This is a genomic window from Collinsella sp. LCP19S3_B7, from assembly GCF_052121795.1.
In the GTDB taxonomy this organism is placed as follows: Bacteria; Actinomycetota; Coriobacteriia; order Coriobacteriales; family Coriobacteriaceae; genus Collinsella.
Genome location: NZ_JBQKDO010000015.1, coordinates 20,968 through 47,379 on the forward strand (window position 1 = coordinate 20,968; position 26,412 = coordinate 47,379).

General features: G+C 60.7%; 22 protein-coding genes. 1 reads left to right on the top strand and 21 read right to left on the bottom strand.

Annotated features, from left to right (window positions below):
* Nucleotides 1-28 precede the first annotated feature (28 nt).
* From ACTQW0_RS07020 to moaA, 8 genes are all read right to left on the bottom strand, one after another.
* A complete protein-coding gene (locus ACTQW0_RS07020) occupies nt 29-247 on the bottom strand; it encodes a hypothetical protein (RefSeq protein WP_441547419.1) in 219 nt (72 codons plus the stop codon).
* A gap of 36 nt (nt 248-283) precedes the next feature.
* A complete protein-coding gene (locus ACTQW0_RS07025; RefSeq protein WP_441016404.1) occupies nt 284-451 on the bottom strand; it encodes a hypothetical protein in 168 nt (55 codons plus the stop codon).
* A 684-nt stretch (nt 452-1,135) separates the two neighbouring features.
* Nucleotides 1,136-2,812: an Asp-tRNA(Asn)/Glu-tRNA(Gln) amidotransferase subunit GatB gene (gene gatB / locus ACTQW0_RS07030; protein WP_441042508.1), complete on the bottom strand. Its 1,677-nt coding sequence runs from the start codon at nt 2,810-2,812 to the stop codon at nt 1,136-1,138.
* Nucleotides 2,812-4,326: an Asp-tRNA(Asn)/Glu-tRNA(Gln) amidotransferase subunit GatA gene (gene gatA, locus ACTQW0_RS07035; protein ID WP_441564775.1), complete on the bottom strand. Its 1,515-nt coding sequence runs from the start codon at nt 4,324-4,326 to the stop codon at nt 2,812-2,814. Before gatA ends, gatB begins: the two co-directional genes overlap by 1 nt.
* Nucleotides 4,326-4,637 (bottom strand): Asp-tRNA(Asn)/Glu-tRNA(Gln) amidotransferase subunit GatC, encoded by a 312-nt coding sequence (gene gatC, locus ACTQW0_RS07040; RefSeq protein WP_035136890.1) that lies wholly within the window; start codon nt 4,635-4,637, stop codon nt 4,326-4,328. Before gatC ends, gatA begins: the two co-directional genes overlap by 1 nt.
* Before the next feature lie 293 nt (nt 4,638-4,930).
* Nucleotides 4,931-6,217 carry an MFS transporter gene (locus tag ACTQW0_RS07045; RefSeq protein ID WP_441567521.1) on the bottom strand — a complete coding sequence of 429 codons (1,287 nt, stop codon included), beginning with the start codon at nt 6,215-6,217 and terminating at the stop codon, nt 4,931-4,933.
* A 277-nt stretch (nt 6,218-6,494) separates the two neighbouring features.
* Nucleotides 6,495-7,796 carry a molybdopterin-guanine dinucleotide biosynthesis protein B gene (gene mobB, locus ACTQW0_RS07050; RefSeq protein ID WP_441567523.1) on the bottom strand — a complete coding sequence of 434 codons (1,302 nt, stop codon included), beginning with the start codon at nt 7,794-7,796 and terminating at the stop codon, nt 6,495-6,497.
* Nucleotides 7,797-7,800: 4 nt separating this feature from the next.
* Nucleotides 7,801-8,856 (bottom strand): GTP 3',8-cyclase MoaA, encoded by a 1,056-nt coding sequence (gene moaA / locus ACTQW0_RS07055; protein WP_441567525.1) that lies wholly within the window; start codon nt 8,854-8,856, stop codon nt 7,801-7,803.
* A 208-nt stretch (nt 8,857-9,064) separates the two neighbouring features.
* On the opposite strand from moaA, the gene ACTQW0_RS07060 reads away from it, so the two are divergent.
* Nucleotides 9,065-10,411, top strand: a complete 1,347-nt coding sequence (locus ACTQW0_RS07060; RefSeq protein ID WP_441567527.1) for an MATE family efflux transporter — start codon at nt 9,065-9,067, stop codon at nt 10,409-10,411.
* A gap of 155 nt (nt 10,412-10,566) precedes the next feature.
* Here the strand turns inward: ACTQW0_RS07060 and ligA are convergent, their stop codons facing one another.
* The 13 genes from ligA to ACTQW0_RS07125 all read right to left on the bottom strand — a co-directional run bounded on the left by ligA (nt 10,567) and on the right by ACTQW0_RS07125 (nt 26,065).
* Complete coding sequence (gene ligA, locus ACTQW0_RS07065) at nt 10,567-12,795, bottom strand: NAD-dependent DNA ligase LigA (RefSeq protein ID WP_441567529.1); 2,229 nt, start codon at nt 12,793-12,795, stop codon at nt 10,567-10,569.
* A 448-nt stretch (nt 12,796-13,243) separates the two neighbouring features.
* Nucleotides 13,244-14,704, bottom strand: coding sequence for a S1C family serine protease (locus tag ACTQW0_RS07070; RefSeq protein ID WP_441567531.1), 1,461 nt, complete (start codon nt 14,702-14,704; stop codon nt 13,244-13,246).
* Between the two features lie 207 nt (nt 14,705-14,911).
* Nucleotides 14,912-15,574 carry a response regulator transcription factor gene (locus tag ACTQW0_RS07075; RefSeq protein WP_427728642.1) on the bottom strand — a complete coding sequence of 221 codons (663 nt, stop codon included), beginning with the start codon at nt 15,572-15,574 and terminating at the stop codon, nt 14,912-14,914.
* A 50-nt stretch (nt 15,575-15,624) separates the two neighbouring features.
* Nucleotides 15,625-16,962: a glutamine synthetase family protein gene (locus ACTQW0_RS07080; RefSeq protein WP_441567533.1), complete on the bottom strand. Its 1,338-nt coding sequence runs from the start codon at nt 16,960-16,962 to the stop codon at nt 15,625-15,627.
* Nucleotides 16,963-17,096: 134 nt separating this feature from the next.
* A complete protein-coding gene (locus ACTQW0_RS07085; RefSeq protein ID WP_441567535.1) occupies nt 17,097-18,119 on the bottom strand; it encodes a LacI family DNA-binding transcriptional regulator in 1,023 nt (340 codons plus the stop codon).
* Nucleotides 18,120-18,243: 124 nt separating this feature from the next.
* On the bottom strand, nt 18,244-18,936 hold the full coding sequence (locus ACTQW0_RS07090) for a GntR family transcriptional regulator (RefSeq protein ID WP_427719797.1): 693 nt from the start codon (nt 18,934-18,936) through the stop codon (nt 18,244-18,246).
* 330 nt (nt 18,937-19,266) lie between these two features.
* Nucleotides 19,267-19,884: a hypothetical protein gene (locus ACTQW0_RS07095; protein ID WP_441567537.1), complete on the bottom strand. Its 618-nt coding sequence runs from the start codon at nt 19,882-19,884 to the stop codon at nt 19,267-19,269.
* Nucleotides 19,885-20,171: 287 nt separating this feature from the next.
* Complete coding sequence (locus tag ACTQW0_RS07100) at nt 20,172-22,121, bottom strand: FAD-dependent oxidoreductase (RefSeq protein ID WP_441567539.1); 1,950 nt, start codon at nt 22,119-22,121, stop codon at nt 20,172-20,174.
* Between the two features lie 102 nt (nt 22,122-22,223).
* A complete protein-coding gene (locus ACTQW0_RS07105; protein ID WP_117634210.1) occupies nt 22,224-22,424 on the bottom strand; it encodes a hypothetical protein in 201 nt (66 codons plus the stop codon).
* 204 nt (nt 22,425-22,628) lie between these two features.
* Nucleotides 22,629-24,956 carry a ferrous iron transporter B gene (feoB, locus tag ACTQW0_RS07110; RefSeq protein WP_427719812.1) on the bottom strand — a complete coding sequence of 776 codons (2,328 nt, stop codon included), beginning with the start codon at nt 24,954-24,956 and terminating at the stop codon, nt 22,629-22,631.
* A gap of 123 nt (nt 24,957-25,079) precedes the next feature.
* A complete protein-coding gene (locus ACTQW0_RS07115; RefSeq protein WP_006234774.1) occupies nt 25,080-25,301 on the bottom strand; it encodes a FeoA family protein in 222 nt (73 codons plus the stop codon).
* Nucleotides 25,302-25,340: 39 nt separating this feature from the next.
* Nucleotides 25,341-25,583 carry a FeoA family protein gene (locus tag ACTQW0_RS07120; RefSeq protein WP_229770688.1) on the bottom strand — a complete coding sequence of 81 codons (243 nt, stop codon included), beginning with the start codon at nt 25,581-25,583 and terminating at the stop codon, nt 25,341-25,343.
* A 233-nt stretch (nt 25,584-25,816) separates the two neighbouring features.
* Complete coding sequence (locus ACTQW0_RS07125) at nt 25,817-26,065, bottom strand: HPr family phosphocarrier protein (protein ID WP_195838595.1); 249 nt, start codon at nt 26,063-26,065, stop codon at nt 25,817-25,819.
* Nucleotides 26,066-26,412: the final 347 nt, after the last annotated feature.

The following is a 26,412-nucleotide window of genomic DNA, read 5'->3' on the forward strand; positions in this document are numbered from 1 at the left end:
GGCCAGATAACGTGGGCAAACACGTCTGCTAACGCAGGTAAGCCTTCGCGTTGCTCAGGCTGTAGGCGATCGTCGAGCCGTTGTGCAGCAGCGACGATGCCTGCGAGGCAATCGCGCCGGTACTGCCCAGTGCCAAGAGCGCCGAGTTGGTAAGCATCACCTTAGAGTAGGAGCTCGTCAGACGATCAACGAGGCCCTGGCTCATACGGCGCAGGCGCACGATCGCTGCAAGATCCGTATCGGTCAAAGTGCTCGGAACCGATGATGGCGCGACGCCCTTCGATTAACGAAGTGATGCCGTGCGCCACGATGTACTCGACGGCAGCATGCCGCACGCAATGCCCTGCACGCAGGCATTCTTTACCGGAGCGCTGGCGAGCAGCTTGATGCCAGCCGTACCAAGCAGAAAACCGCCACCGACAAGCAGGGTGTTAAACGTCGGCTTCTTCATGTTGCTTCTCCCTTTTGCCGCATTGGACACGGCACGGTGCCTCAGCACCCGAGTGAATAAGTTTACTAAAGCACACTTTTGGAAAATAATTTAATTTATCTAACTATTAAGGTCAAAAATGGTTAACTTTCTGGAAATCTTAGGGTGCAGACCGGCCGACTTTCGACAATCGGTCTGCCGCAACGTACATCTCCGGCATCCAAGAAAGACTCTCCCCCGTCCCAGCAAATCGAGGTCTAATACTTTTCCCGAGAAGTGAACGAGCAAAATCGGACCCCTGAAGCATCCGCATTTTTTAGTAACAAAACCGCAGGGAAAACTCGGCAAAACCGCAGGAAACAGCGTCCAAATAGTGTCGATGCTTCAGAGGTCCAAATAAGGTCGTTCACTTCTCGGGAAAAGTATTAAGCTTCGCTTTCCACAGCCCAAAAATGTGACCAAGGGACCGTCCCTGCGCCACATCCACAAAAAAATGAGGGTGCCAACGGCACCCTCATTCACCAAATTCCATTCAGCCCGACTGACCAGAACGGCTGAGTCGCCACGGAACCGAGGGGCCGGGCGCAGGGCCTTGCCTCTCAATGAGTTCCGCACGAACAGGAGGCGCCAGTGGCGCCTCCGTCGTGAGTCAGGACTGTCCGAAATTGAGAGGCAAGGCCCTGCGCCCGGCCCCTCGGTTCCCGTTTACGAGAGCGACGTTCTCAGCAACTCGTTGAAGAGCTTCGGGTTGCCCTTGCCGCGGCTCGCCTTCATGCACTGGCCCACCAAAAAGCCGATGACCTTCTGGTTGCCGTCACGATACTGCTGTGCCTGCTCGGCACAGTTTGCCAGTACCTCGTCCACAATCGGCTGCAGCGCGCCGGCATCGCTCACCTGACGCATACCGCGCTCGTCGACGATCTTGTTGGGGTCGTCGCCGGTCTGGGCCATGGCCTCAAAGACCTCGTGAGCCTGGTTGGAGCTGATGGCATCGGTCGCCAGCAGCTTGGCAAGCGCTGCCACCTGAGCCGGCGCGATGCCGGACTCGGCGAGCGACACGCCCGCGCCCTTAAGGTAGGCGATCATCTCGTTCACCAGCAAGTTTGCAACCGTCTGGGCCTCCTTGCCAGCCATACCGGCAGCGGAGGCCTCAAAGAACTCGGCAAACTCCGGGTCACCGGCGATTTGCTCGGCATCGGCCGCCTTAATGCCAAAATCGGCCTCAAAACGGGCGCGCTTGGCATCGGGCAGCTCGGGAATCTCACCTCGGCAGCGATCGATGAACTCGTCGTCCAGATCGAACGGCGCCAAGTCGGGGTCGGGGAACAGACGATAGTCGTCGGCCGTCTCCTTCACACGCATGACCACGGTGCGCTTGCGGCTGGGCTCCCAGTGGCGGGTCTCCTGATAGATAATGCCGCCCTCCTCGAGCACCTCGGCCTGGCGGCAAATCTCGTAGGCAAGGCCGTCGTGCAGGCTCTTAAACGAGTTGAGGTTCTTGAGCTCGGTTTTGGTGCCCAGCTTGGTCTCGCCGCGGCGGCGCAGCGACACATTGCCGTCGCAGCGCATGGAGCCCTTCTCCATGGAGCAGTCCGAAATGCCCAGCGTCACAAAGATGCGACGGAGCTTTTCCATAAACAGGCGAGCCTCCTCAGGCGTACGCAAGTCGGGCTCGGTGACGAGCTCAATCAAAGGCGTGCCGCAGCGGTTGTAGTCGACGAGCGACTCGGCAGCGGCGGTAATGCGGCCCTCGGCACCGCCCACGTGCACCATCTTGGCAGCGTCCTCCTCCATGTGGATGCGCAGGATGCGGATGGGCACCGTGTAGGAACCGTCCTCGCGACGCTCGGGCATCTGCAGGTTGGACGCGTCATAGCTGGCCAGATGGCCGGCGCGCTGGTTGCCCTCGCGCATGGTCGACGTCATGGACGTGGACAGGCCCTCGGCGTTGGCCGAGGCGCTCGCCAGGCTCTGGGCCTCGGCCTCGCCAAACGCGCAATCGGGGCGCTCTGCCGCGCCGCGACCAGTCACGTCCAGGTCCAGGTGACCGTACATGGCAAAGGCGACTGGACCCTGCGTGGTCTGGAAGTTCTTGGCCATATCGGGATAGAAGTAGTGCTTGCGGTAGAACATCGAGTGGCGCTGGATCTCGCAGTTGGTGGCGAGGCCGGCCTTAACGATGCTCTCGATGGCGCGCTTGTTGGGCACCGGCAGGGCGCCGGGCAGGCCCAAGCACACCGGACACACGTTGGCGTTGGGCTCGTCATCGTGGCTGAGCTTGCAGTTGCAGAACATCTTGGTATCGAGTGCGGTGAGCTCGGTATGAATCTCCAGGCCGATCACGGCCTCCCAATCCTGCAGGACCTCGGAAAGCTCCTTCATTACAGCTCGCCTCCCTTCCCGGCAAAATCGGGTGCGACGGAAAGCGCGGGCGCACCCGTGGCGGCATCGGCAAAGCCGCGCTCCAGGGCGCGGGCAAACGTGAGCAGCTGACGGTCCTTAAACGCCGGACCCACCAGCTGGGCAGAAACGGGCAGCTGAGTATCCTCGCCCAAGCCCAGCGGCACCGAGATACCACCGTTGCCGCAAATGTTGAGCGAGATGGTGTACAGGTCGGAGAGGTACATCTGCGTGGGGTCGCTGATCTCGCCAAACTTAAAGGCCGTGCGCGGCGAGGCGGGCATGAGGATGGTGTCCACCTTGGCATACGCGGTGTCGTAGTCCTGCGTGATGAGCGTGCGGGCCTTTTGCGCAGCGTAGTAGTACTTGTCGTACACGCCCGAGCTCAGCAGGTAGGCGCCGAGCATCTGACGGCGCTTGGCCTCGGCGCCAAAGCCGTGGGCGCGCGACAGCGAGCTCTGGTCGGACAGGTTGGCGCAGCCCTCCTCCTGATAGCCGTAGCGAATACCGTCGAAGCGGGCCAGGTTGGAGAACGCCTCGGCCGGGCCGATGACGTAGTAGGCGGCGATGGCGGCATCCAGGTGCGGCAGGTCGACCTCGACCAGCTCGGCGCCCTGGTTCTGCAGCTCCTGGGCGGCGCGCTGAACAGCGGCCTTGACCTCGGGCGTCAGGCCCTCGGCCTCCATAAACGCGGGGATGATACCCACGCGCTTACCCTCGATGCTGTCGTTGAGATGCTCGGTAAAATCGACGGCGCAATCCTGGCTGGTGCAGTCGTACGGATCGTGGCCCGCGCCGGTAAGCGCGTTCATGGCCAGCGCGACATCCTCGACCGTGCGGCCGAAGGGGCCCACCTGGTCGAGCGACGAGCCAAAGGCGACCACGCCGTAACGGCTCACGGCGCCATATGTGGGCTTAAAGCCCACCACGCCGCACAGCGACGCCGGCTGGCGAATGGAGCCGCCGGTGTCCGAGCCCAGCGAGAGCGCGACCTCGCCCGCAGCGACGGCGGCAGCGGAGCCGCCCGAGGAGCCGCCGGGCACGCGCTCGGTATCCCAGGGGTTGTTGGTGCGGTGGAACGCCGAGCTCTCGGTGGAGCTGCCAAAGGCAAACTCGTCCATGTTGGCCTTGCCCATGGGCAGGCAGCCGGCATCGAGCATGCGCTGGACGCAGGTGGCGGTGTAGACGCTCTGGTAGTTCTCGAGCATGCGGGAAGCGCAGGTGGTGCGCGTGCCCACAAGGTTCATGTTGTCCTTGATGGCCAGCGGCACGCCCGCAAGCGGGGGCAGCGGCTTGCCTGCGGCACGATCGGCATCCACGCGCGCGGCGGCCTCGAGCGCAAGCTCGGGCGCCACCTGCAGGAATGCCTGGACCCCGCCCTCGCGCGCCTCGATGGCGGCAAGGGAGGCCTGGGCCACCTCGGTAGCGGTAAAGTCGCCAGCGGCAACGCCCGCGGCAATCTGGACAGCGGTAAGGGAATCGAAGCTCTGCGCCATTACTCGCTCTCCCCCTCTCCCAAAATGGACGGCACGCGGAAGTAGCGGTCGCGCGCGCTGCCGGCGTTTTCGAGCGCGACGTCGAGCGGCAGGTCGCGCTCGGGCTCGCGCAGGTCATCGCCCATCACGTTGGACAGGCTTCCGATGGGATGGAACGTGGGCTCCACGTCGGGCAAGTCATATTGCAAGACGGGCTCGAGCATCTGGACGGCATCGTTCATGTAGGACGTCATCTGGGCGAGCTCGTCATCGGTCAGTGCGATCTTTGCGTACTCGGCGATACCGCGCACGTCTTTCTCGCTGAGTGCCATAGGCGCTCCCTTCCGCATAACAGTTAAACCGCTCTAGTATACAAGGCAACGCCGGCTTGGAGCAGGCGCTTTACCCAAATGCAGCGAAAACGTAACGAGGGTGGCGGTTGGCAGGCGGCGGGCCGGCGGTTCTGCAGCGAAACCGCACCGTCCATAGCGAAAACCGCCACAAAGGTGCCTGCCCCCTTTGTGGTGGCCGGACCCGCAGGATGGCATGACCCGGGGCGCAAACCATCACAACATTCGACGTTATTCGGCAAAATCGCGATTTTCATCGAATGTTGTGATGGTTTTTACTGCTTTGCGGCACAATCCAAATGCCAGCGTCCAAACAGCAGCAGTGCCGCGGGAACCGCCGTCACGACCATACCCGCCCCGATGAGCGTCTGCTGCACGCCAAACGTCGCCGCCAGCCACGGGGCAATCGCCAGCGGCGCCACGCCGGCGAACATGTTGCCAAAGCCCATGACCGAGTTGACGCGACCGAGCTGTTCGAGCGGGGCCGTCGTTTGCACGATCGTGTTGTGGAGCGGGTTGACGACGCCCCAGGCCACGCCCAGGGCAATCTGGCCGACAAGGGCTACGCCCACGTACGGTGTCCCCACATAGAGCAAACTTCCCAGGCCCACGGACAGAAGCGCCACAAGCAGCGTCTTAAGGTTGACCAGGTGCGGCGGCAAGCGGAGCGCGACCACGGCGCCCAGCACCGCGCCCACGCCGCAGGCGGACGAGAGCCAGCCCATCCACTCGACACCGACGTGCAGAACATCACGGTAGAAGAATGACTCCAGCGGATCGAAGGCGCCATAGCCAAAGTTCGAAAGGAAAATAATGCAGAACAGCAGGGCGAGGACGCTGTTGGTAAAGACTGTCTTGATGCTGGTCACGAAGGTGACGCGGGTGGATTTATTGGAGTCGGAGCTTTGAATGGCAGTACTTGCCGTTGTGCTGCTATCCGCGGGAGCACTTTCGCGCGCGGCGACGCGACCTGTTTGCGGCCTAAAGCCCCAACCGACGACGAGCGCCAGTACGGTAAAGATCATCATGAGCAAAAACACCGCGTGTGACGATGCAGCCGCCGCGACAAAGCCGCCCAGTGTGGGGCCGACGATAATGCTCACGTTGGAGAGCATGGCGATGGCGGAGTTGATGTCTTTGAGCTCGAAGGGGTCGTCGGTGAGATACGCCGGATAGGACGTGGCGACGGGCTGGGCGAATCCTATCACAAAGCCCAGGAGCACCGCGCCGGCAAGGACTGTTCCGGTCGCGCTGCCAAAGGCGATAATCGCCGCGCCGGTTGCCAACGTGCCGAAGATACTCGCCCGGAAATGCCGGCACGGACCCCAAGCGTCAAGCGCCGCTCCACCCGCAAAGGATCCCAGGATCACAAAGACGTTCATAAACAGGACGGCCAGCGATATCGCCACGACCGAGGCATCGTCTGCATAGGTGAGCGTTCCGATGACGCCGATGAAGTAGCTGGTCTGAAAGCCGGTGTAGATGAGAAAGCGCATCGCCGCCAGGCGCTTGGCCTGCACGGACAGCGATGATTGAGGCTTTGGGAAAAGAGAGGCGAGCATGAAGACTCCTTGTTTCATACGAATGAGGACGGTGGGCATTCGCCACCGTCTGTCAAATCAATCTATCCGCATGAAACATTGAGGACGCATCAGGACCCTTCTCTCCGTTTTTCGCCCGTCATGAACTACTTGGTAGATTGTAAGGCATGTCACAAAAATCTACCAAAGCAAAAACCACCACAAAGATGCCTGGTCCCTCTGTGCTGGAAATGACGTTTGCCCAGATAAAACCTGCCAAAATAAACCTGTCCCTTTTTGGCAGGTTCAGCGCCAAGCCTTAAAGGTGGTCTTGGATAAGGTCGCAGATGGCTCGGGCGTCGTTGATGTTGATGGCTCGGGTCGCAAAGCCTGCGTCGAAGGCCTGACGCGCCAGGGCCTCATTGCAGGCAAGGGCCAGCGTGTGACCGTCGACCAGGTCGAGCGAGCTCTTGCCGCGCAGACGGTCGACACCGGAGCGCGCGACCACGATGTTGTCGAAGCCCTCGGTCTTGTAGCCCTCGATGATCACCACATCGACATCGTTGTAGCGCGACAGCAGCTCGCGCGCGGGCATCTCGTCCCCCTCGCGCGTGTCGGCGTACTCCGCCCAGCGCGTGGCGCAGATGAGGCCCACGTGCTTGGATCCGGCCTGGTGATGGCGCCAGGTGTCCTTAGCGGGCACGTCGATATCAAAGCCGTGATGCCCGTGATGCTTGAGTGAGCCCACGCGCAGGCCGCGGCGGGTGAGCTCGGCAATGACCTTCTCGACGAGCGTGGTCTTGCCCGAGTTTTGGTAGCCGATAAACGCGATCGCGGGGACGGCCGGTGTCGGAGCTGCGGGCGCGACGGCGACGGGTGAGCTCGCGGGTGCGGCACCGTCAGTGGCCACGGCCTCGACAGCAGCGGCCTGACGCTCTGCGCGGTCCCACACGCCCGAGCGGCCGCCCTCCTTGTGCAGCAGGCGCACGTCGACGATCTCCATACCGCGATCAACCGCCTTGCACATGTCATAGATCGTTAGGCACGCGGCACTCGCGCCGGTCAGGGCCTCCATCTCGATACCCGTCTTGCCCGTCACGCCGGCCGTAACCAGTACGTGAAAGCCAACCTGCCCGTCCGCGCGCGCCGGTGCCCAGCCCTCGGGCACGTCCTCGGCCGGCGTCCCCGCCGGAGCGATGGGCGCAATGTCGCACTTGCTCTTGGTAATGAGCAACGGATGGCACATGGGAATGATGTCGCTCGTGCGTTTGATGGCCATGATGCCCGCCACGCGCGCGCAGGCAAGCACGTCGCCCTTTTTGGCGCGGTCCTGCAGCACCATGGCCTGTGTCTCGGGATGCATGAGGATGGTGCCCTCGGCGATGGCGATGCGATGGGTCTCGGCCTTGTCGGACACATCGACCATGCGCACCTCGCCCTTGGCGTCCACGTGCGTCAGCTCGTTGCGACGTGCGTCACGGGCGGGTTCGGTGGCCGCGCTGGAAGTCGGCTGCGCGGACGCGCCGGCGTTGCCGGCATTCGCCGCGGCCGTGACTTTGTGGGCAGACATCGCGGCCCTGCGAGCGGCCTTGGTGGCGTCGGCGTACCTGCTCTTGGCCATATGATCATCCTCCGATTTGGGACATAAATCGTTGCGTGCCCTCAATTATCGCGTGTTCCTGCGGTTTGTGGGCCACGGCATCGCGCCAAATCGAAAGTACCTGCATATCATCACCACCGCGCAGGGCGTCGCGCACCGAATACTCGGCATCGCTAAACAGGCACGGACGCACGTTGCCATCGGCCGTCAGGCGCAGACGGTTGCAATTCGCACAAAAATGGTTGGACATGGCGCTAATAAAGCCAACCGTTCCCGCCGCGCCCGGAAAGCGCCAATAGCGCGCAGGGCCCGCGCCGGTAGGAGCGTCGTTGATGTCGAGCGGCTCGAGCTCGCCCAGTCCCCTCGCGGTGGCCCTGGCATTGATGCGCGCCCGCAGCTCGTCACTCGGCACGGTATCGCTCGCGTCCCACAGCTCGGGATTGAGCGCGGGCGCATGCGGGTCCACAGCGCAATGCGAGCTCGTGTGCTCGTCGCCGATGGGCATATATTCGATAAAGCGCAGGTGGATGGGACGGTCGAGCGTGAGCCGCGCGAGGGCCGCCACATCCTGGTTGAGCCGGCGCACAACAACGCAGTTGACCTTAACGGGCTCAAAGCCCCAAGCCAGCGCCGCGTCGATGCCGGCCATGGTCTGCTCGAGCCGACCCAGGCGCGTGATCTTTCCAAAGAGCGTAGGGTCGAGCGTGTCGAGCGAGATGTTGACGCGGTTAAGCCCGGCATCTTTGAGCTGCGGCGCCAGCTTGGGCAGCAGGGCGCCGTTGGTGGTGAGCGAGATGTCCTCGATCTGAGGGATCGCGCGGATGTCGCGAATAAGCGGAATAATACGGCGGCTGACCAGCGGCTCGCCGCCCGTCAGGCGCACGCGGCGAATGCCCTCCCCCGCCACCAAGCGCACAAAGCGGGCGATTTCCTCGGCGCTGAGTAACTCGTCGTGTGCACGGGGCGCCACGCCATCGGCCGGCATGCAATAGATGCAGCGGAAATTGCACTTGTCGGTAACGGCGATGCGCAGGTAGTTGATATCGCGGCCAAAACCGTCATGCTGCACGCGCCCGTCCACGCAGCCCTCCCCTCACGCGGCGTTTTATTCTTAGGAAAACATAATACCCCACGAGAGAATCGTGCCGACACCCGTACGACAGGACAGGTCGCTTCGGACAAGACCGGCTTTCCAAGCCCTTCCTCAACACACAAACCTTGACTCTATAATCGTTGTAGGGTTTTCACTACACTGGTACGTAAACAGACCCAGCCAGAAAGCCCCACTTATGGAACACGACCTCACACGCGGCAATGTCCTTAAGACCATCGCGGTCTTTGCCCTGCCCTATATGCTCTCGTACTTTTTGCAGATGCTCTACGGCATGGCCGACCTGTACATGATGGGGCAGTTTAGCGGTGCCGCCGGCATCACCGCCGTGGGCAATGGCGCGCAGACGCTCTATATCATTACCGTGACGCTCGTGGGTCTGGCCATGGGAACGACGGTTATCGTCGGCCACGCCGTGGGCTCGCGCCGCTTCGATCGCGCCGAGACCGTCATCGGCAACACTATCACGCTGTTTATGGGTGTCTCGGTAGTGCTGGCAGCCATCCTGCTCGCACTGTGCCCACAGATCGTGGCACTTATTGGCACGCCAGCCGAGGCAGTCGAAGGAACCGCCGCCTACTTGCGCATCTGCTTTGTCGGCATCCCGTTTATCGCCGCATACAACATCCTCTCGGCCATCTTTCGCGGGCTGGGCGATTCGCGCTCGCCCATGTACGTGATCGGCGTGGCGTGCATCATCAACATCGCGCTCGATTTTCTGTTTATCGGCCACATGGGACTCGGCCCCGTGGGTGCGGCACTCGGCACGGTAACCGCCCAGACGGCAAGCGTTGCCCTCGCGCTCGTGTGGCTTAAGAGCCGCCGCACGAACATCCACGTTAAGCGTAGCGACCTGCGCCCCCAGCCCGAGGTGCTCGGCGGCATCCTTAAGATCGGCGTGCCCGTGGCCGTACAGGACGGCTGCATCCAGGTGGCGTTTATGTTTATCACCGTCATCGCCAACCATCGCGGCCTGGTCGACGCCGCCGCCGTGGGCCTGGTCGAAAAGATGATCAGCTTTTTGTTCATTGTACCGAGTTCCATGGGCGCCACCGTCAGCGCACTCACGGCGCAAAACGCCGGCGCGGGCAAGGGCGACCGTGCGCGTCAGGTGCTCAAAGACGCCATGACCATCTCGGTGGTGTACGGCTGCCTGATCACGGTGCTGATGTGGCTGGTGGCGCCGGCGTTTATTGGCTTTTTTGCCAAGGACGCTGCAGTAGTCGCTGCCGGCACCGGCTATATGCGCAGCTATATTTTCGACGCGATTTTTGCCGGCATCCACATTTGCTTTAGCGGCTTTTTCGCTGCATACGGCAAGAGCTACATCGGCTTTGCGCACAACGTGCTGGCCGTGGCACTCATTCGCGTGCCGGGCGCGTGGCTGCTGTCGAACGCCTATTCCGACACGCTGTTTCCCATGGGCATCGCCTCGCCGTGCGGGTCGATTTTGTCGGCAGTCATCTGTGTTGTCGCGTTTACCGTGCTCAACCGGCGCGGGGCTTTTGACAAGTTAGCAGCGTAGCGGGGCAATGCGAAATCGCTCTCATTGACGACATCATCAGCGACGACCCCGCGACCTACGTGACGCAGATCACGATGCCGGTTTCCCCAACAAAGTAAGAACCGCCCGGAAGGCATCGCGCTTTCGGGCGGTTCTTCAATTTGACTATTGATGCCTTAAGCCTGGGGCACCTCACCGGTAGCCAGGATCTGCTCGAGTGCGTCCTCGTCCAGCACGGGTACGCCCAGCTGCTCGGCCTTGGTAAGCTTGGAACCCGCTTTGGGACCGGCAACCAGATAGCTCGTCTTCTTTGATACGCTGCCCGAAACCTTGGCGCCGAGCACCTTGAGCGCCGCGCCCGCCTCGTCGCGCGTGCGGTTGACGAGCGTGCCGGTGAGCACGAAGGTCAGACCCGCGAGCGGCTGTGCGTCGGCGAGCTCGCCTGCCACGCCAGCGTCGGCTGCGGCTTGCGCGTGCGCGGCGCCCAAATCGACCTCGAGCGACAGGCCCGCCTGGCGCAGACGTTCCAGGACGGCAAGGTTCTCGGGCACGGCCAGGAACTGCTTGACGCTCGCCGCAATCTTGGGGCCGATGCCCTCGCACTCGGCAATATCCTCTTCGCTCGCCAAGATAAGCTTGTCAATCGACAGGAATCGCTCGGCGATGACCTCGCCCACGCTCTTGCCCACGTGACGGATGCCCAGGGCAAACAGCACGCGACCGAGCGGCTGACTCTTGGACTTGTTGAGCTCGGCGATGATTTTCTCGGCCGTCTTGAGGCCTACCGGAATGGGGTCGCCCTTCTTAACGCCCTTTCTGCTGTTGGAGCTGGCATAGGTGCGCCCCGTGTCCAGGCCGGCGATGTCGTCGACCGTGAGCTGGTAGAAGTCTGCGACGTCGTGAATCAGGCCGGCGGCGATCATCTTGTCGACGATCTCGTCGCCTAGGCCATCGACGTCCATGCAACCGCGGCTCACCCAGTGGAGCAGGCGCTCCTTGAGCTGTGCGGGGCAGTCGATGGACACGCAGCGGTAAGCCACCTCGCCATCCTCGTGGACCACGGGGCTACCGCACACGGGGCAGACCTCGGGCATATGCCAGTCGACCGAATCGGCCGGACGCTTGTCGAGCACCGGACCCACGATCTCCGGGATCACGTCACCCGCCTTGTGCACGATGATGGTATCGCCCTCGCGCACGTTTTTGCGGCGGATCTCGTCGATATTGTGCAGCGTGGCGCGCGCGATGGTGGAGCCGGCAACCGTCACCGGGTCGAACTCGGCGACCGGCGTGAGCACACCGGTGCGGCCCACCTGGATGCGAATTTCGCGCAGGATGGTCTGCTTTTCCTCGGGCGGAAACTTAAAGGCAATGGCCCAGCGTGGTGCGCGAGCGGTAAAGCCCAGGTCGAGCTGCTGCTGGAAGCTGTCAACCTTTACGACCACGCCGTCGATGTCGTAATCCAGGTCGCCGCGGTGCTCGAGCGCCTGGGCACAGAACTCGTGGACCTCGGCCGGCGTGGCACAACGAGCCACGTTAGGGTTGACGCTAAAGCCGGCGCTACGCAACCAGTCCAGAAACTCGCGCTGGCTGTGGACGTGCAGCGGATCGGTATCGGCGATGGCATAGATAAAGGTGGCCAGGTCGCGGCGCGCCGTGACCTTGGGATCCTTCTGACGCAAGGATCCGGCAGCGGCGTTGCGCGGGTTGGCGAAGGGGTCGCGGCCCTCGGCATCGGCCTCTTCATTCAGGCGAACAAAGCTGCCCTTGGGCATGTACACCTCGCCGCGCACTTCGATGGTACGCTCGCGGTCGGCGCCCATGTGAGCGAGCGCCTGCTCGGACAGGTGCATGGGCACATCCTTGATAGTGCGCACGTTGAGCGATACGTCCTCGCCCGTGGTGCCATCGCCGCGTGTGGCCGCGCGTACGAAGGTGCCGTTTTGGTAGGTAAGCGCGACGCCCAGGCCGTCAATCTTGAGCTCGCAGGTATAGGTAACGCTACCGGCACCGAGCGCATCCTCGGTGCGCTGGAGCCATGCGTCGAGCTCGTCCAGATCCATGGCATCGTCCATGGAATACATGCGTGCCATGTGCGTGACCGGTGTAAACTGCTCGCTCACGTAGCCGCCCACGCGCTGGGTATAGCTGTCGGGCGTCACCAGGTCGGGGTAGGCAGCCTCGATTTCTTGCAGTTCAACGAGCATTTTGTCGAAGGCGACGTCCGTGATCTCGGGCGCATCGAGCATGTAGTAGCGGTAGGCGTGGTAATCGAGCTCGTGGCGCAACTCAGCCGCACGCGCTGCCGCCTGGGCACGGTCATCGGCCGGCGCGGCGGTATCCGTGCTCGCTGGCGTTTCGGTATCGATGTCCACGCCGTCACCAAACAGGCTCGATTGCTCCATAGCGGCACTCCTTCGCTCGATTTCAAACGGATACTAGAGTACCACCGGTCGCAATGGGGCCGAATAGCGGTCTCAAACCGCACCGAATTGGCAGCGACCGGACCGGGGTTGGACAGTTAGTTCAGATTTGTATAATTACGCGCGCCGAATCGAGCTGAAATATCGGCTTTTCGCCCCAATCAATCGTTCTGAACGGCAAATTAGGTTTGCTTCCGTCTTCGAGACACCCATCTCGGCCCGTCTTTCATTTCAAAACCGCTCAAAACACGCCTCAGACCGCACCCGTTTTATACAAATCTGAACTAACTGTCCAAGCCCTTCCGAACCATGCCCTTGCCATTTCTAAATGATCCGTTTTCCTCCGTCCCCAACGGACCAATAAGAGAAGAGGGGCTGTCCCGCGCTGGCGGAACAGCCCCTCTGGCTTCGATATGTGCGATACAGCTCGTTAGAAACCCTGACCGTAGCCTTGCCCCTGACCCTGTTGGCCCAGCAGTTCTTCCAGGTACTGGCGCAGTTGCTCGTCGGTAATGCCGCCGTTGCCGGTGTCGGTCGCGCTGTCGTTCTGCTGCTGGTTCTGCAGCTCCTCATCAGAACCCAGCTCGACCGTGACCTTTTTCTCTTCCTTGCCGCGCACGAGCATGATCTCGACCTTCTCGCCCACCTCGTGGCTGCGCAGCGCGATAATCAGGCCATCGGCACTCGTAATCTCATCGTCACCCAGCTTGGTGATGACATCGCCCTCTTGGATGCCAGCCTTGGCGGCAGGACCGTCCTCGACGACACTTGCCACATACGCGCCGCTATCGGTGCCGAGATTGTTAGTGCGGGCGTTGAGCGCGTTGACGCTCGAAAGCGTGGCGCCCAGGTACGGATGAACCGGCGTCTTGCCGTCGATAATCTGGTCGGCGATGTTCTTGGCATAGTTGACCGGAATGGCAAAGCCCACGCCCGAGCTGGAGCCCGAGTAGCTCTCGATAAGAGAGTTAATACCCACGAGTTCGCCATTGTCGTTAACGAGCGCGCCGCCGGAGTTGCCCGGGTTGATGGCGGCATCGGTCTGGATCATGTTGGCGTAGATGGTGTTGCCGCTGGTAGAACTCATGGCCGTGGAGCGATACAGCGCCGACACAATGCCCGTGGAGACAGATTGCTCGTTGCCGAACGGCGAGCCGATCGCCATGACCCACTCGCCCACGTTGAGCTTGGAGGAATCACCAATCTCGATCGGCGTGAGCTTGGAGGCGTCAGCATCCTTGAGCTTGATGACGGCCAGGTCGCTCGAGGCGTCGTTGCCCACGAACTCGGCCTCGTAGGTGGTACCGTCGTCCATGGTAACCACGTACTGGTCATAGCCATCGACCACATGGTTGTTGGTGAGGATGTGGCCCTCGGTATCGAGCACCACGCCCGAACCGACACTGCCCGAACCATCCGACTCGTCGGCAGACTGCGAAAGCGAGCCATTCTGGCTACCGCTCGAAGTGGCGGTGATGGAAACGACGGAGGGCAGGGCCTTGGCAGAAACGGCCTCGGCAAGCGTGGTGTCCTCGGAGTCGATCGTAATCTTTTGCGTCGATGAACCCGAAGCACCCGCCGTCACGACATTCTTTCCGCCGCCAATGTTGAGCGTGCCACTCATAATGAGCGCGATGACCAGCAGGGCGCCGCAGGCGCAGCCGGCGAGCGCCGTAATAAAGATCGGTAGCTTTTTGGTCTTGGTCTTGACCACCGTGTGCTTGGTTACAACCTGCTGACCGCCCAGCGGCTGGCCGGTCTGTGTGTCGTAGGCCTGCACGTAGGGAATGTTGCCGTCGGCAGGCGTCGACTCCACCTGCACGCGCGGCTGCTGCTGGGTCTCGCCAGCGTTGCCCGCATCCTGGGGACGCTGGGAATCGTTCTCGCTCATGACTGCGATCCTTTCGTCTAATAACCAAAGGCCCGCCAAACATGTGGCGGGCCATCATTGTTCACGTTGAGTTGTACCCCAATATGCGGGCGAACGTGTATGAGAACGCAATCTTTAAGGAATGCTTAAGTTCTGCTGCAAACTCGAAAGGGATCCACGCATGCGGCAAAACCACCACGAAGGCGCCTGCCCCTTTGCGGTGAAAAGCTAGTCCTTAAACAGATAGCCCACGCCGCGGACGGTGGTAATGTGCGCCGCGATCTGCGGGCCCACCTTGGAGCGGATGCGTCGAATGTGCACGTCGACGGTGCGCGTGCCGCCGCAGTACTCAAAGCCCCACACGCGGTGCAGCAGCACTTCGCGGCTGTAGGCACGGTTGGGATGCGTCGCCAAAAAGCTCAGCAGCGAGTACTCCATCAGCGTCAGGTCGATGGGCTCGTCGTCGAGTGTCACCTGGTAGGTAGCCAGGTTAATCTCGAGGTTATCGATGTTGAGCACATCGTCGGCGGTGATGGTCTCCTCCTCGCCCATCAGGCGCTGCGCACGAGCCTTAAGCTCGTTGGGTGTCGCCGTGGGGCATACAAAGTCGGCATGCGCGTGATTGGGCAGGCGCAGGGTGCCGAGCGCCTCGTCGTCGACGATCACCAGCATGGGAACGCCGCCGCGGTCGTCAAGCCATTTGGCAATCTGATCGATGCGGTCGCTGCGGATGCCATCGGAATCGAGGATCAGCAGGTCAAAGTCATGCGCCGCAGTCGGCGAATCGGGGGTTGCCAGGCTCACCTCGACACCCAGGGTGGTCGTCAAGCTGCGGGCAAACTCGTGGAAGCGCGTCGTGCGCGCCATGAACAGGGCACTCTTTTCGGACATATCGACCTCCAAGGAAATGAGCTCAATCGTACTGGAACAAGCCGGCGCGATTAGGAGTTCGCCAGGTAGTGCTTGATCTCCCACTCGGTGATCGTGGACTCAAACTTATGCCACTCGTCGCGCTTCTTTTTGAGGAAGAAGCTGTGGATGTGCTCGCCGAGGGCATCCTTCATAAACTGCGAGTCCTCAAACACGTCGAGCGCCTCTTTGAGCGAGCGCGGCAGCGGCGTATAGCCGGCCTCGACCATCTGACGGTCGGTAAGCTTGAGCGTCTCGGCCGTTGCCTCGGGCGGGAGTTCCAGCTTGCGCTCGATGCCGTCCAGACCAGCCGCCAGCGTGACGGCGTTGACCAGGTACGGATTGGCCATGGGATCGGGGCTGCGAAGCTCGATGCGCGTGGACAGCTGCTTGCCGGGCTTGTAGACCGGGATGCGGACCATGCTCGCGCGGTTGCGCAGGCCCCACGTAGCGTACTGTGGCACGGAGTCGCCGCCCGTGGTGATGCGCTTGTACGAGTTGACCGTGGGGTTGGTGATGGCGCTGATCTCGCGCGCGTGTGCCAGAATGCCGGCCATATAGTGCTTGGCGATATCGGAGAGGTGGTACTTCTCGTCGTCCTCGCCCCAAAAGACGTTGTTGCCGTCGTGGTCGAACAGCGACTGATGCAAAAACATGGCGCTGCCGTCCTCGCCCGCCAGCGGCTTGGGCATAAAGGAGGCGTGGCAACCGCTCTCGTAGGCCTGCTGCTTAATGATGAGTTTGGCCGTGGTGATGGCGTCGGACATGCTCAGGGCCTCGGCGTGACGCAAGCTCATGCCGTGCTGCGAGCGGCCGGCGGCGTGGAAGGTGTACTCCACGGGCACGGACATCTTCTCGAGCGTGAGGACCGTATTACGGCGCAGGTCGCGAGCGGCATCGCTCACCGAAAGGTCGAAGTAGCCCACGTTGTCGAGCGGATCGGGGGTGTGCTCGTCGGGGAAATAATAGTACTCCAGCTCGGCACCCACGTTGAGCAGGTAGCCGGCCTTCTCGGCCTTATAGAACATGCGGCGCAGGGCGTCGCGCGGGTCGCCGGCAAACGGCTTGCGGTCGGGGGTGCACACATCGCAGAACACGCGGGCGACGCCGTTATGGCTCGGGCGCCACGGCAGGATCTGGAAGGTCGAAGCATCGGGGAATGCGAGCATGTCGGCTTCCTCGGGCGTGGCAAAGCCCTCGATGGCGGAGCCGTCAAAGCCAATACCCTCCTCAAAAGCGACCTCGAGGTCTTCGGGGCTAATAGCAAAGTTCTTGAGGCGGCCGAGAATGTCGACAAACCACAGACGCACAAAGCGGATGTCACGCTGCTCTACGGAACGGAGTACGTAATCGATGTTCTGCTGGTTCATGTCGCTCCCCTTTCTTTCGGGCGGGTTTCGACTGGTCTATATCGCAGATACTATCGCAGAAAAATGTTTCCGCAGGGTTAAAGCGTATCAAGCGCCCAAAAAACGTGCGCGAACAGGCAGTTACGAACGAGCGGCTAGCGCGAGGTCGAAGCGCGGTGTTCGATGTGGCCGGGAACCTCGATGCGCTTAGGGGCGAGCTTTGCGGCATCGCCCACGGTGGTGGTAACAACGTCGATACGCTCGGAGAGGCGATCGACCACGCGCTCGGCGATGGTGAGGGTGTCCTGCGCGGCCGTGGTGACTCCGCCAAAGAGCACATGGTTCCAGGGACAGTCGTCAAACGTCGCGATCTTGAGCCCCGCCGGCAGCGAGGGACCAAGCTGAGCCAGCGCCTCGGTCAGGCTCAGGAAAACCAGGCCGTTGACGGCAATGAGGCCGAGCTCTTTTCCTGCATAGCCGCGGATGGTCTCGTCCAGGCGGCCGACGCCCGTGGCGCCGCCATCGGCCAAGGTGACGACCTCGCCGGCAAGGCCGCGGCGCGAAAGCTCGTCGGTAAAGGCCTCGGCGCGCTCGCGACGGACGGGGCTATCGTCGCTTGCTTCGGTGAGCAGGCACAGGTGCTCGCTGCCCGCAGCAGCCAAGGCGTCTACCAAGCCGGCGACCAGCTCACGGTTGTTAGATGTCACCAGATCGACACCGCCGTCGGCAACGTCGCGGTCGAGCAGCACAACGGGCAGGCGTCCCGCTGCCGCGACGATCGCCTCGTCGTTACCACCGCAGGTATTGACGACCAGGCCGTCCACGCCAGCGTCGATAAGCCTGGTGAGCGACTCGGCCTCCTTGGCAGGATCGTTGCCGCTAATGGCTGTCATGAGCGAGCAGCCGCGCGCGGCGGCGCTGGCGGAAAGGCCCTCGAGCATGGCGCTAGAGAACGGGTTGGCGATGTCGGCCAAGATCACGCCGATGAGGTTGGTACGCGAGCTGCGCAGATTGCGCGCGGCGGCACGTGGGCGATAGCCGGTACGCTCGATAACCTCCGCAATGCGAGCACGGGTTTCCTCGGTCATTTGCCCGGGGCGGTTATTGAGATAGCGCGAGACCGTGGCCGGGCTCACACCCGCCTCGACGGCAATGTCCTTGATTCTCATCTGCGCCATAGCGCACCCCGTTTCCCCATTGTCGGCAGTCTGAGCCATTTTAGGCATTTTTTAAAAATCTCGGTTGCAAAACGCTGTAGGTGAACAGCATCGTTTTTGCGTCTCGAGCAGATGCGATAATGGGCTAGATAGCCGAGTCTTTGGACAGCTCAAAATAATCGGGATGTAAGGCGATAACCGGACCTTGCTCTTCGGGCATCAGGTGCAGGTGTGTCTCGGCCAGATAGCTCGCCGCGTCGGTATCGCCCCTCTTAATGGCCTCGAGAATCCGGCGATGCTGCCGACGAATCGGCTCCCAATCTAGATCCTGCGACACCATACGCAACCAGTTGTATCGCTCAAAATGCGTATTGACGCTCTTCATCCAATCCCACAACATGTGACGGCCGGCAATCTCAAAACACGTCTCATGGAACAGGTTGTCCAGGTCAAAGAAACGACGCGTTTCGCCATGGTCGAGCGACTCGGACTCGGCAAGAATCTGATCGAGCCGATGCTTTTGCTCGGGCGTGGCGACCGAGCAGCATTTAATGAGTACGCTTCGCTCGAGTTTCTCGCGCAAGAAACAGGCGTTCTCGGCGCGCTCCATGCTGATCTTAGAGACGTAGGTGCCGCTTTTGGGACGCGTTTCCACCAGCTCCTGCTCACGCAGGCGCACAAAGGACTCGCGAATGGGCGTACGCCCGATTCCCGTCTCCTTTTCCAGACCAATCGCCGAAAGGCGCGTGCCGGGCTTGAGCTCGGCATAGATGATCTTGGAGCGCAGTGCATTGTATGCCTGATCTTGCAAGCTTTGATTATGCTGGTGCTGTTCCATAAAGCCCTCGGATAAACCCTCGGTTAGTCGAATACCACCATGCAATACTATCGCATCGACACGCCCCAGCTCCCAATCAGTCTTTTTGGGACGGGGCTCTTTTAGCTACCCTAGCCCGCAGATCGGCCCCTTGCCACAAAAGTGGCCCATCTACTACGTTAACACGGATAGCCTCGGCCATACCAAAAACCGTGAAAACAAAACCGCAGGTAGGCAGCTTGTCGATTTTCGAAAAAGCCGACTATGGTTGACCCCTGAGGCTTAAACGTAGTAGATAGGCCCTTTTCGTGGCGCAGCACTACTGCACCCCAAATTGGCACCCCGAGCCTGTTATAAGTTGCTGCGAAATACGGACGGTTGATGATCAAGGCACGCTATGCGGGTTGCTATAGCTCGAACGTCCCACGTCCGATGCACCAAAGCATTTGCGACAGCTTCGCGAAACGCCTCGAGAGGAATTCGATCGGTTTGGACGCGCTCCATCCCTTCGATACGTTCATAACGGTAGCAGCGTGCAAACATAGCCACCGCCCTGTCCACCTGCTCAATTGCGGATACATTTGTCGCCGCCTCGCGATCCAAGATCACATCCTCGGTATCACCAAAACGGACGCAGTCGATGCCCGGAAAATCATTCTTATCCGCCAAAATCGCCGCAGCGTTGGTATAGCCATCTTTGCCGAGCAAGCGAAGCGTGCGCATAATATCCGGCGTTAGCTCAGAAATGCCGAGATGTTCAACACACTTATGCTCGAGCGTGTGAAAACTCAAGTCCTGGCGAGCCGACATGAGCGCGTCGAACGTTACGTTGCTGCCTTCGAGCGTCAGCCTGCCATACTCAAACCGGTCGACCTCCACCGTTGCCGAATCGTTTCGCCTGTAGGCCTTCAAGATATAAGACGAAAACCGTTTGCGTACTGATTTATCCGAGACGCAAACGGTTTTCATCTTGATTTGCGTACGGAATTAAGACGCATAATTTCGCTTTCGTATGGCTCAATCGATCACGATGCGATGTATCTGCACCTGGCCTACAACCGCAACATGATTGTGGAAGGCACACAGACAAAAGGCATTTAAGGCTCGGCAATGATCTTTCTTTGATAAAACGCAAGCGGCGGCCGCCCAAACACGGGACGGCCGCCGCTTGCGTTTTATCAAATGGTGCAATGGGGTCAGGTTCACATGCACCAAGTTGGTGCAAAGCAACCTGTCCCCATGCAACAAGGGGTTGACTAGAGCTCGCAGGCGACCTTGTAGCCATCGCCGATGGCGTCGCGAATGTTGCCGCACTTGTTGGCATCGCCCAGCACGTGAGTGGTAACGCCGGCTGCCGCCAGGTCGTCGGCCAGCTTGGTATTGGGACGATAGCCCATAGCAAGCACCAGCGTATCGGCACCGGCGATGGTGTGGACCTCGCCGTCCTTCTCGTAGCTGATAGTGTCCTCGGTAATCTCGGTCACCTTGGCCTCGGTCAGCACGTGAACGCCCTTTGAGAGCATGCGCGTGATGAGCACCGCGCGACCGGCACCACCCTCGTTGGCGGCGAGCGTCTTGGTCATCTCGATGACGGTGACGTCGCGGTTGGCCGGCGACAGGTCGTTGACCAACGGGGCCAGGTAATCGGCCGTCTCGCAGCCAACGGTGCCGCCACCCACGATGACGATCTTCTTGCCCGGGAAAGCCTTGCCGCCCAACAGGTCGTCAGCCGTCATAACCTGCTTAAAGCCCTGCATGAAGGCCGGGGCGATAGGCTCGGCGCCATAGGCCAGGACGACCTCGTAGTCGGCGTAGTCACGCTGAATGTCCTCGGCAGTAAGCTCGGTGCCAAAGACGCACTTTACGCCGGCCTCGGCCAGGCGACGGTACTGATACTTGATCACGCGGGTGAGTTCCTGCTTTGCCGGCGGAACGGCTGCGATGCGCATCTCGCCGCCCGGCTCGTCCTGCTTATCCACGAGCACCACGTTATGACCGCGTTTGGCGGCAATGTAGGCTGCCTCCATACCCGCGGGACCGGCGCCCACAACCAGTACGTTCTTGGCCTCGGCGGCAGGCTCGTAGCCAGCCTCGTCGCGCTCCACGTCCGGGTTGACGGTGCAGGAGATGCGCTTGCCAAACATAATGCCGTTCAGGCAACGCAGGCAACCGATGCAGGGACGGATCTCGTCGGCGTTGCCAGCGGCTGCCTTGTTGCAGAACTCGGCATCGCACAGATTGGCGCGGCCCATCATACAGATGTCGGCCGCGCCGTCCTCGATCAGCTCCTCGGCGATCCAGGCCTCGTTAATACGTCCGACGGTGGCGACGGGAATGTTGACGTGCTTTTTGATCTCGCGCGAGCAGGCGGCGTGCGAGGCCTGCTGGGTACCGGCGGCGGGAATCGCGGAGCCACGCTTGATGGTGGTGCCGCCCGACACGTGAATCATGTCGACGCCGGCCTTTTCCAGGCGACGCGAGACGTAGATCATGTCGTTGAGGGTCAGGCCGCCATCGGTGTACTCATCGCCCGAGATGCGGACGTCGATGATAAAGTCCTTGCCGCAGCGCTCGCGAATCTCGGCGATGACCTCGAGCAAGAAGCGCATACGGGCGTCGAGCGAGCCGCCGTACTCGTCGGTACGCTTGTTGTAGAGCGGAGTCAAAAAGCCGCCGAGCATGCCGTGGGCGTGTGCCGCATGGACCTCGACGCCATCGACACCGGCCCTCTGCATACGTACGGCAGCGTCGCCAAACTGATGCGTGAGCTCGTGAATCTCATCGACCGTGATAGGACGCGGTGCCTCGCGGGCATAGGACGGGCCCACAAAGGACGGAGCGATCAGGCGCGGCGTGCCCGGAATGTTAAAGGCCATGTAGGCGGGGTGGAAGAGCTGCGGCATGATCTTGCAGCCATACTCGTGGACGGCCGCGGCGAGCTTTTCCCAGCCGGGGATAAACGTGTCGTCGTAGCAGCACATGTCACCCGGCAGATAGGTATAGGTGGGCTCAACCGTCACGACCTCGGTAATGATGAGGCCCACGCCGCCCTTGGCGCGGGCACGGTAATGATCGACCAAGTCGTCGGTCACATAGCCGTGATCGGCTAGGTTGGTAGATACCGGCGGCATAAAGACGCGGTTCTTGACCTCGGTCGTACCGACCTTGATCGGGCTAAAGAGCATCGGGTAGGCACAGGACTCCATACAGGGTTCCTTTCGTTTGAGCCGCTCGGCGGCAGTTGCTAACACACCTATCGTATCAGCAGCTGCCGTATCTGCAGTCATACATGCCCAAGCGCCGTTCGACTAATGAATACCGCGGCCCAGGTCTTCGGCGATTTTGTCCACGCCCTTAAGTGCGGCACACGTCTTTTTGTTGGAGCAATGCCCCGTGCAAACGCCACCCTGAGCACAGTCGGCGCAGGTGCCCTTGCGGTAGATGCGCACGCATACCGCGACAAACGCAATACCGATAACAGCCAGAACAACAATATCGATAGGTGCCATAGCAAGCCTCCTCTAGTTAACCAGCACTTACTTTACCCTATTTTCCACCTACCAAAAAGGGACAGGTTTATTTTGGTCGGTTTTATCTGCGGAAACGCCACATCTTACTTCTGGAGCAAAGCAATCTGTCCCCCATTACGCCAAAAAGCCTGAGTGTCGCTGGGACACCCGGGCTCGTGGAAAGGGGCTAATCCTTATTCGGACTTAAGCGGAAACTGCGGCGGAAGCAGTGTTGGTCTCGTCCTCGTCGGTCCATGCATGCGCAGGGATAGGGCGAAAGATCTGGAAGAGCATCGCAACCAGCAGAACGATGGCCACAATCGTCCAGATACCAAACTGTCCCAACACAAACAGGTTGTAGAACTGGTTGATGAACAGGCCGATCACCCAAGCGAAGGCGCACTCGTAACCGATGGCAATCGCAGTCCACTTGCCGGAATCCATCTGGTTGCGGATAGTACCCATGGCGGCAAAACACGGAGCGCACAGCAGGTTGAACGCGCCAAAGGCAACGCAAGCGCCCATGGTGGGGAACATACCGGCAAACGCAGTCCACAGGCTCGGGTCGGTCTCGGCGGCATCAGCCACGGACAGCAGCGAGCCGGCGGTGGCGACGACGTTCTCCTTAGCCACAAGGCCCGAGACGGTCAGTGCAGTTGCCTGCCAGGTGCTAAAGCCGAGCGGAGCGAAGATCCAAGCGACCAGGTTACCGAGCATGGCAAGCACGGAGTAGTCCATGAACTCCTCGGGGATGCCGTCCATTGCAGGCAGGAAGCCAAAGGAACCGTTGTAGCTTCCAAAGTTGGAGAGGAACCAAACAACGACGGTGGATGCGAAGATGACCGTGCCGGCCTTCTTGATAAAGGCCCAGCAGCGCTCCCACACGTGCAGTGCCCAAGAGCGGATCGCCGGGAAGTGGTAGGCAGGAAGCTCCATAACGAACGGCGTCGGGCGACCGGCGAAGAGCTTGGTCTTCTTGAGCATAAGGCCCGAGGCGATGACGGCGAAGACGCCCAGGAAGTAGAAGAGCGGGCTGATCCACGCGGCGGTGGTGGAAGAATCGCCGATGATGGAACCCATGAGCAGGGCGATGATCGGCAGCTTGGCGCCACAGGGAATAAACGTGGTGGTCATGACCGTCATGCGGCGGTCCTTCTCGTTCTCGATGGTCTTGGTGGCCATGACGCCGGGGACGCCACAGCCCGAGGACACGAGCATGGGGATAAAGGACTTACCGGACAGGCCAAAGCGGCGGAACACGCGGTCCATGATAAAGGCAACGCGGGCCATATAGCCGCAATCCTCCAGGAAAGACAGCATGACGAACAGCAGGAACATCTGCGGCACAAAGCCAAAGATGGCGCCCAAACCGCCGACGATGCCGTCGCAGACCAGCGAATCGACCAGGCCGCCGTCCTCGGTGCCACCCGCCACAAGGGCATCGTGCACCACGGTGGTGATACCCGGGACATAGGGGCCGTACTGCGCCGGGTCAACCGAGTCGGCATCGTCGCCCGCAGCCTCGACGGCTGCATCGTAGGCGTCGCGGCCCTGACCGAGCACATACCAACCGTCGGTGCCAAAGAGCTGGTCGTTGGTGAAGTCGGTCACCGTGCCACCTAAGGTGGAAACGGCGATGTAGTACACGCAGAACATGATGACCACAAAGATCGGCAGGCCCAGGATACGGTTGGTAACCACACGGTCGATCTTCTCGGAGGTGCTCATCTTGGCCGGAGCCTTGGTGAGGCACTCGTCGATGATGTGCGCGATGACGCCATAGCGCTCACCGGTGATGATGGACTCGGCGTCGTCATCACAGTCCTGCTCGCACTGGGCGACCAGCTCTTCCACGCGAGCGGCCTTCTCCTTAGTGAGGTTGATGAGCTTGCAGGCGTCCGCATCACGCTCGAACAGCTTAACCGCGTAGTAGCGACGCTTGTTGGCGGGAACGCTCGCCGGCAGGTTGTTTTCGATGTGGTCCAGAACGTCCTCGATGGAGGAATCGAACTTGTGCTCCGGCACCTGGCCCTTGGAAGCAGCGGACTTCTTAACCTGCTCGAACAGTTCCTTAATACCCTTGTTCTTAAGGGCCGAAATCATCATGACCGGGCAGCCGAGCTTCTTGGAGAGCTTGTCCGTGTCTATCTTGTCGCCGTTCTTCTCGACCAAGTCGGCCATGTTAAGGGCAACGACCACGGGTAGGCCGGTCTCGATAACCTGAAGCGCCAGGTACAGGTTGCGCTCGAGGTTGGTGGCGTCGACCACCTGGACGACCACATCGGGCTCGCCGCTCATGAGGTAATCGCGCGAGCATTGCTCCTCGGGGCTGTAGGGGGAAAGCGAGTAGATGCCGGGGAGGTCCGTGATGGTAACGTTCTTGTCGCTCAGGAGCTTGGCCTCCTTTTTCTCAACCGTGACGCCGGGCCAGTTGCCAACGTAGCCGTTGGCGCCGGTGATCAGGTTGAAAAGCGTGGTCTTGCCGCAGTTGGGGTTACCCGCCAGCGCGACATGGATCTGAGAATCCGCCATTCAATCCTTCTTCCTTGTTTGCCCGCGCTGCTTTCTCCGCGCAGGATGGATAATGTGCTTCAAAGTTACTGCATTAAGTTAGAAATATCTAACTTAATCTGCAGAAATATACGTCGTGGGCCCTTACTGGACCTCGACGACGGCCGCCTCCTCCTTGCGGATGGAAAGCTCGTAGCCGCGCACGTTGATCTCGACCGGATCACCGAGCGGTGCAACCTTCACGACCTTAAACGAAGTGCCCTTGATGAGCCCCAGGTCCATAAGGTGGCGGCGAAGCGCGCCCTCACCGTGAAGCTTGACGATGGTAGAGCTCTCGCCCACCTTAACGTCACCCAACGTCTTCATCCTCTTGTCCCCCTTTCGGTTTTTATGAAATGCTGCGGATTAACCGACGGTCATGATGTGCATGGCAACCTTGGAATCGATGCCAAAGCGTGCGCCCAGCACCGTGACGATGATATTGGCGCCACTCGAGCTCACCACGTGGATCTCGCTGCCCTCGATAAAGCCGAGGTCCTTGAGACGGTGCTTTATGTCCTCATCGCCCTTTACACGAGAAACGTGCACGGTTTCGCCCGCTTTTACCATCGAAAGCGGCATGGCCGGCATCTGCGGTCCGCAAGACATGAGTGAGCTCCTAACATCGGTTCGTCCTCAACATCGACGCGATAAAAGTTAACCGCGTCTATGTTCGAACTAGTAAAATAACACGCGGTTAACTTTTTGGAAAGAATCTCTATTCAGTTTTCGAAAAAGTTTCCTATATTAAACAAAGGCACCGCAAAGACGGTCTCTTTGCGGTGCCTTGTCATACCAATGTATGCAACAGAGGGGACTCTCCCTTTTTCACATTGTTACGCTTAGAGCGAGAGGTTTCTGATCGACGTGACGCACGAGGCCTCATCCGCGCCCGAAACACGAAAGACAACGCTCTCGCCGCACTCACCATAGAGGGCCATGAGTCCCATGATATCGCGGCCATCCGTGTGGCGATCGCCGATGCTGACCGACACGTCACTACGATGCTTGGCGATAATGTCATAGAGAAGCGCAACCGGGCGGGCATGTAGTCCCAACGGATCTTTAATCGTCTTTGTAAACTCGACCATGTCCCCTCCCGCAGCATCGCACATTTGGCCGGCCAGACCCAGCCACGTGGTAGTTATTGTAGCGTTAGATGCTTGTCGAGAGCGGGACGGAAACCACATCCCACTTCGAGTGTCAACGATGGGACACAGTTTCCGCCAGAAGGCTCAACCGGAAACTGTGCCCCATTATTTTGCCGAATTCTGGGCCGCGCTTTCCCAGAGGACCCCCTTTGGGAAAGCGCGGCCCATTCTGGACGGGGACTGCGGACAAAAAGTTGGACCGTTGAGGTCCGGAACGGAGTCCGCATGGCATACAGTAGGAGAATGGTGGAGAGGGCCAGGGCGCTTCGCGGCGCCGGGCTCACCGT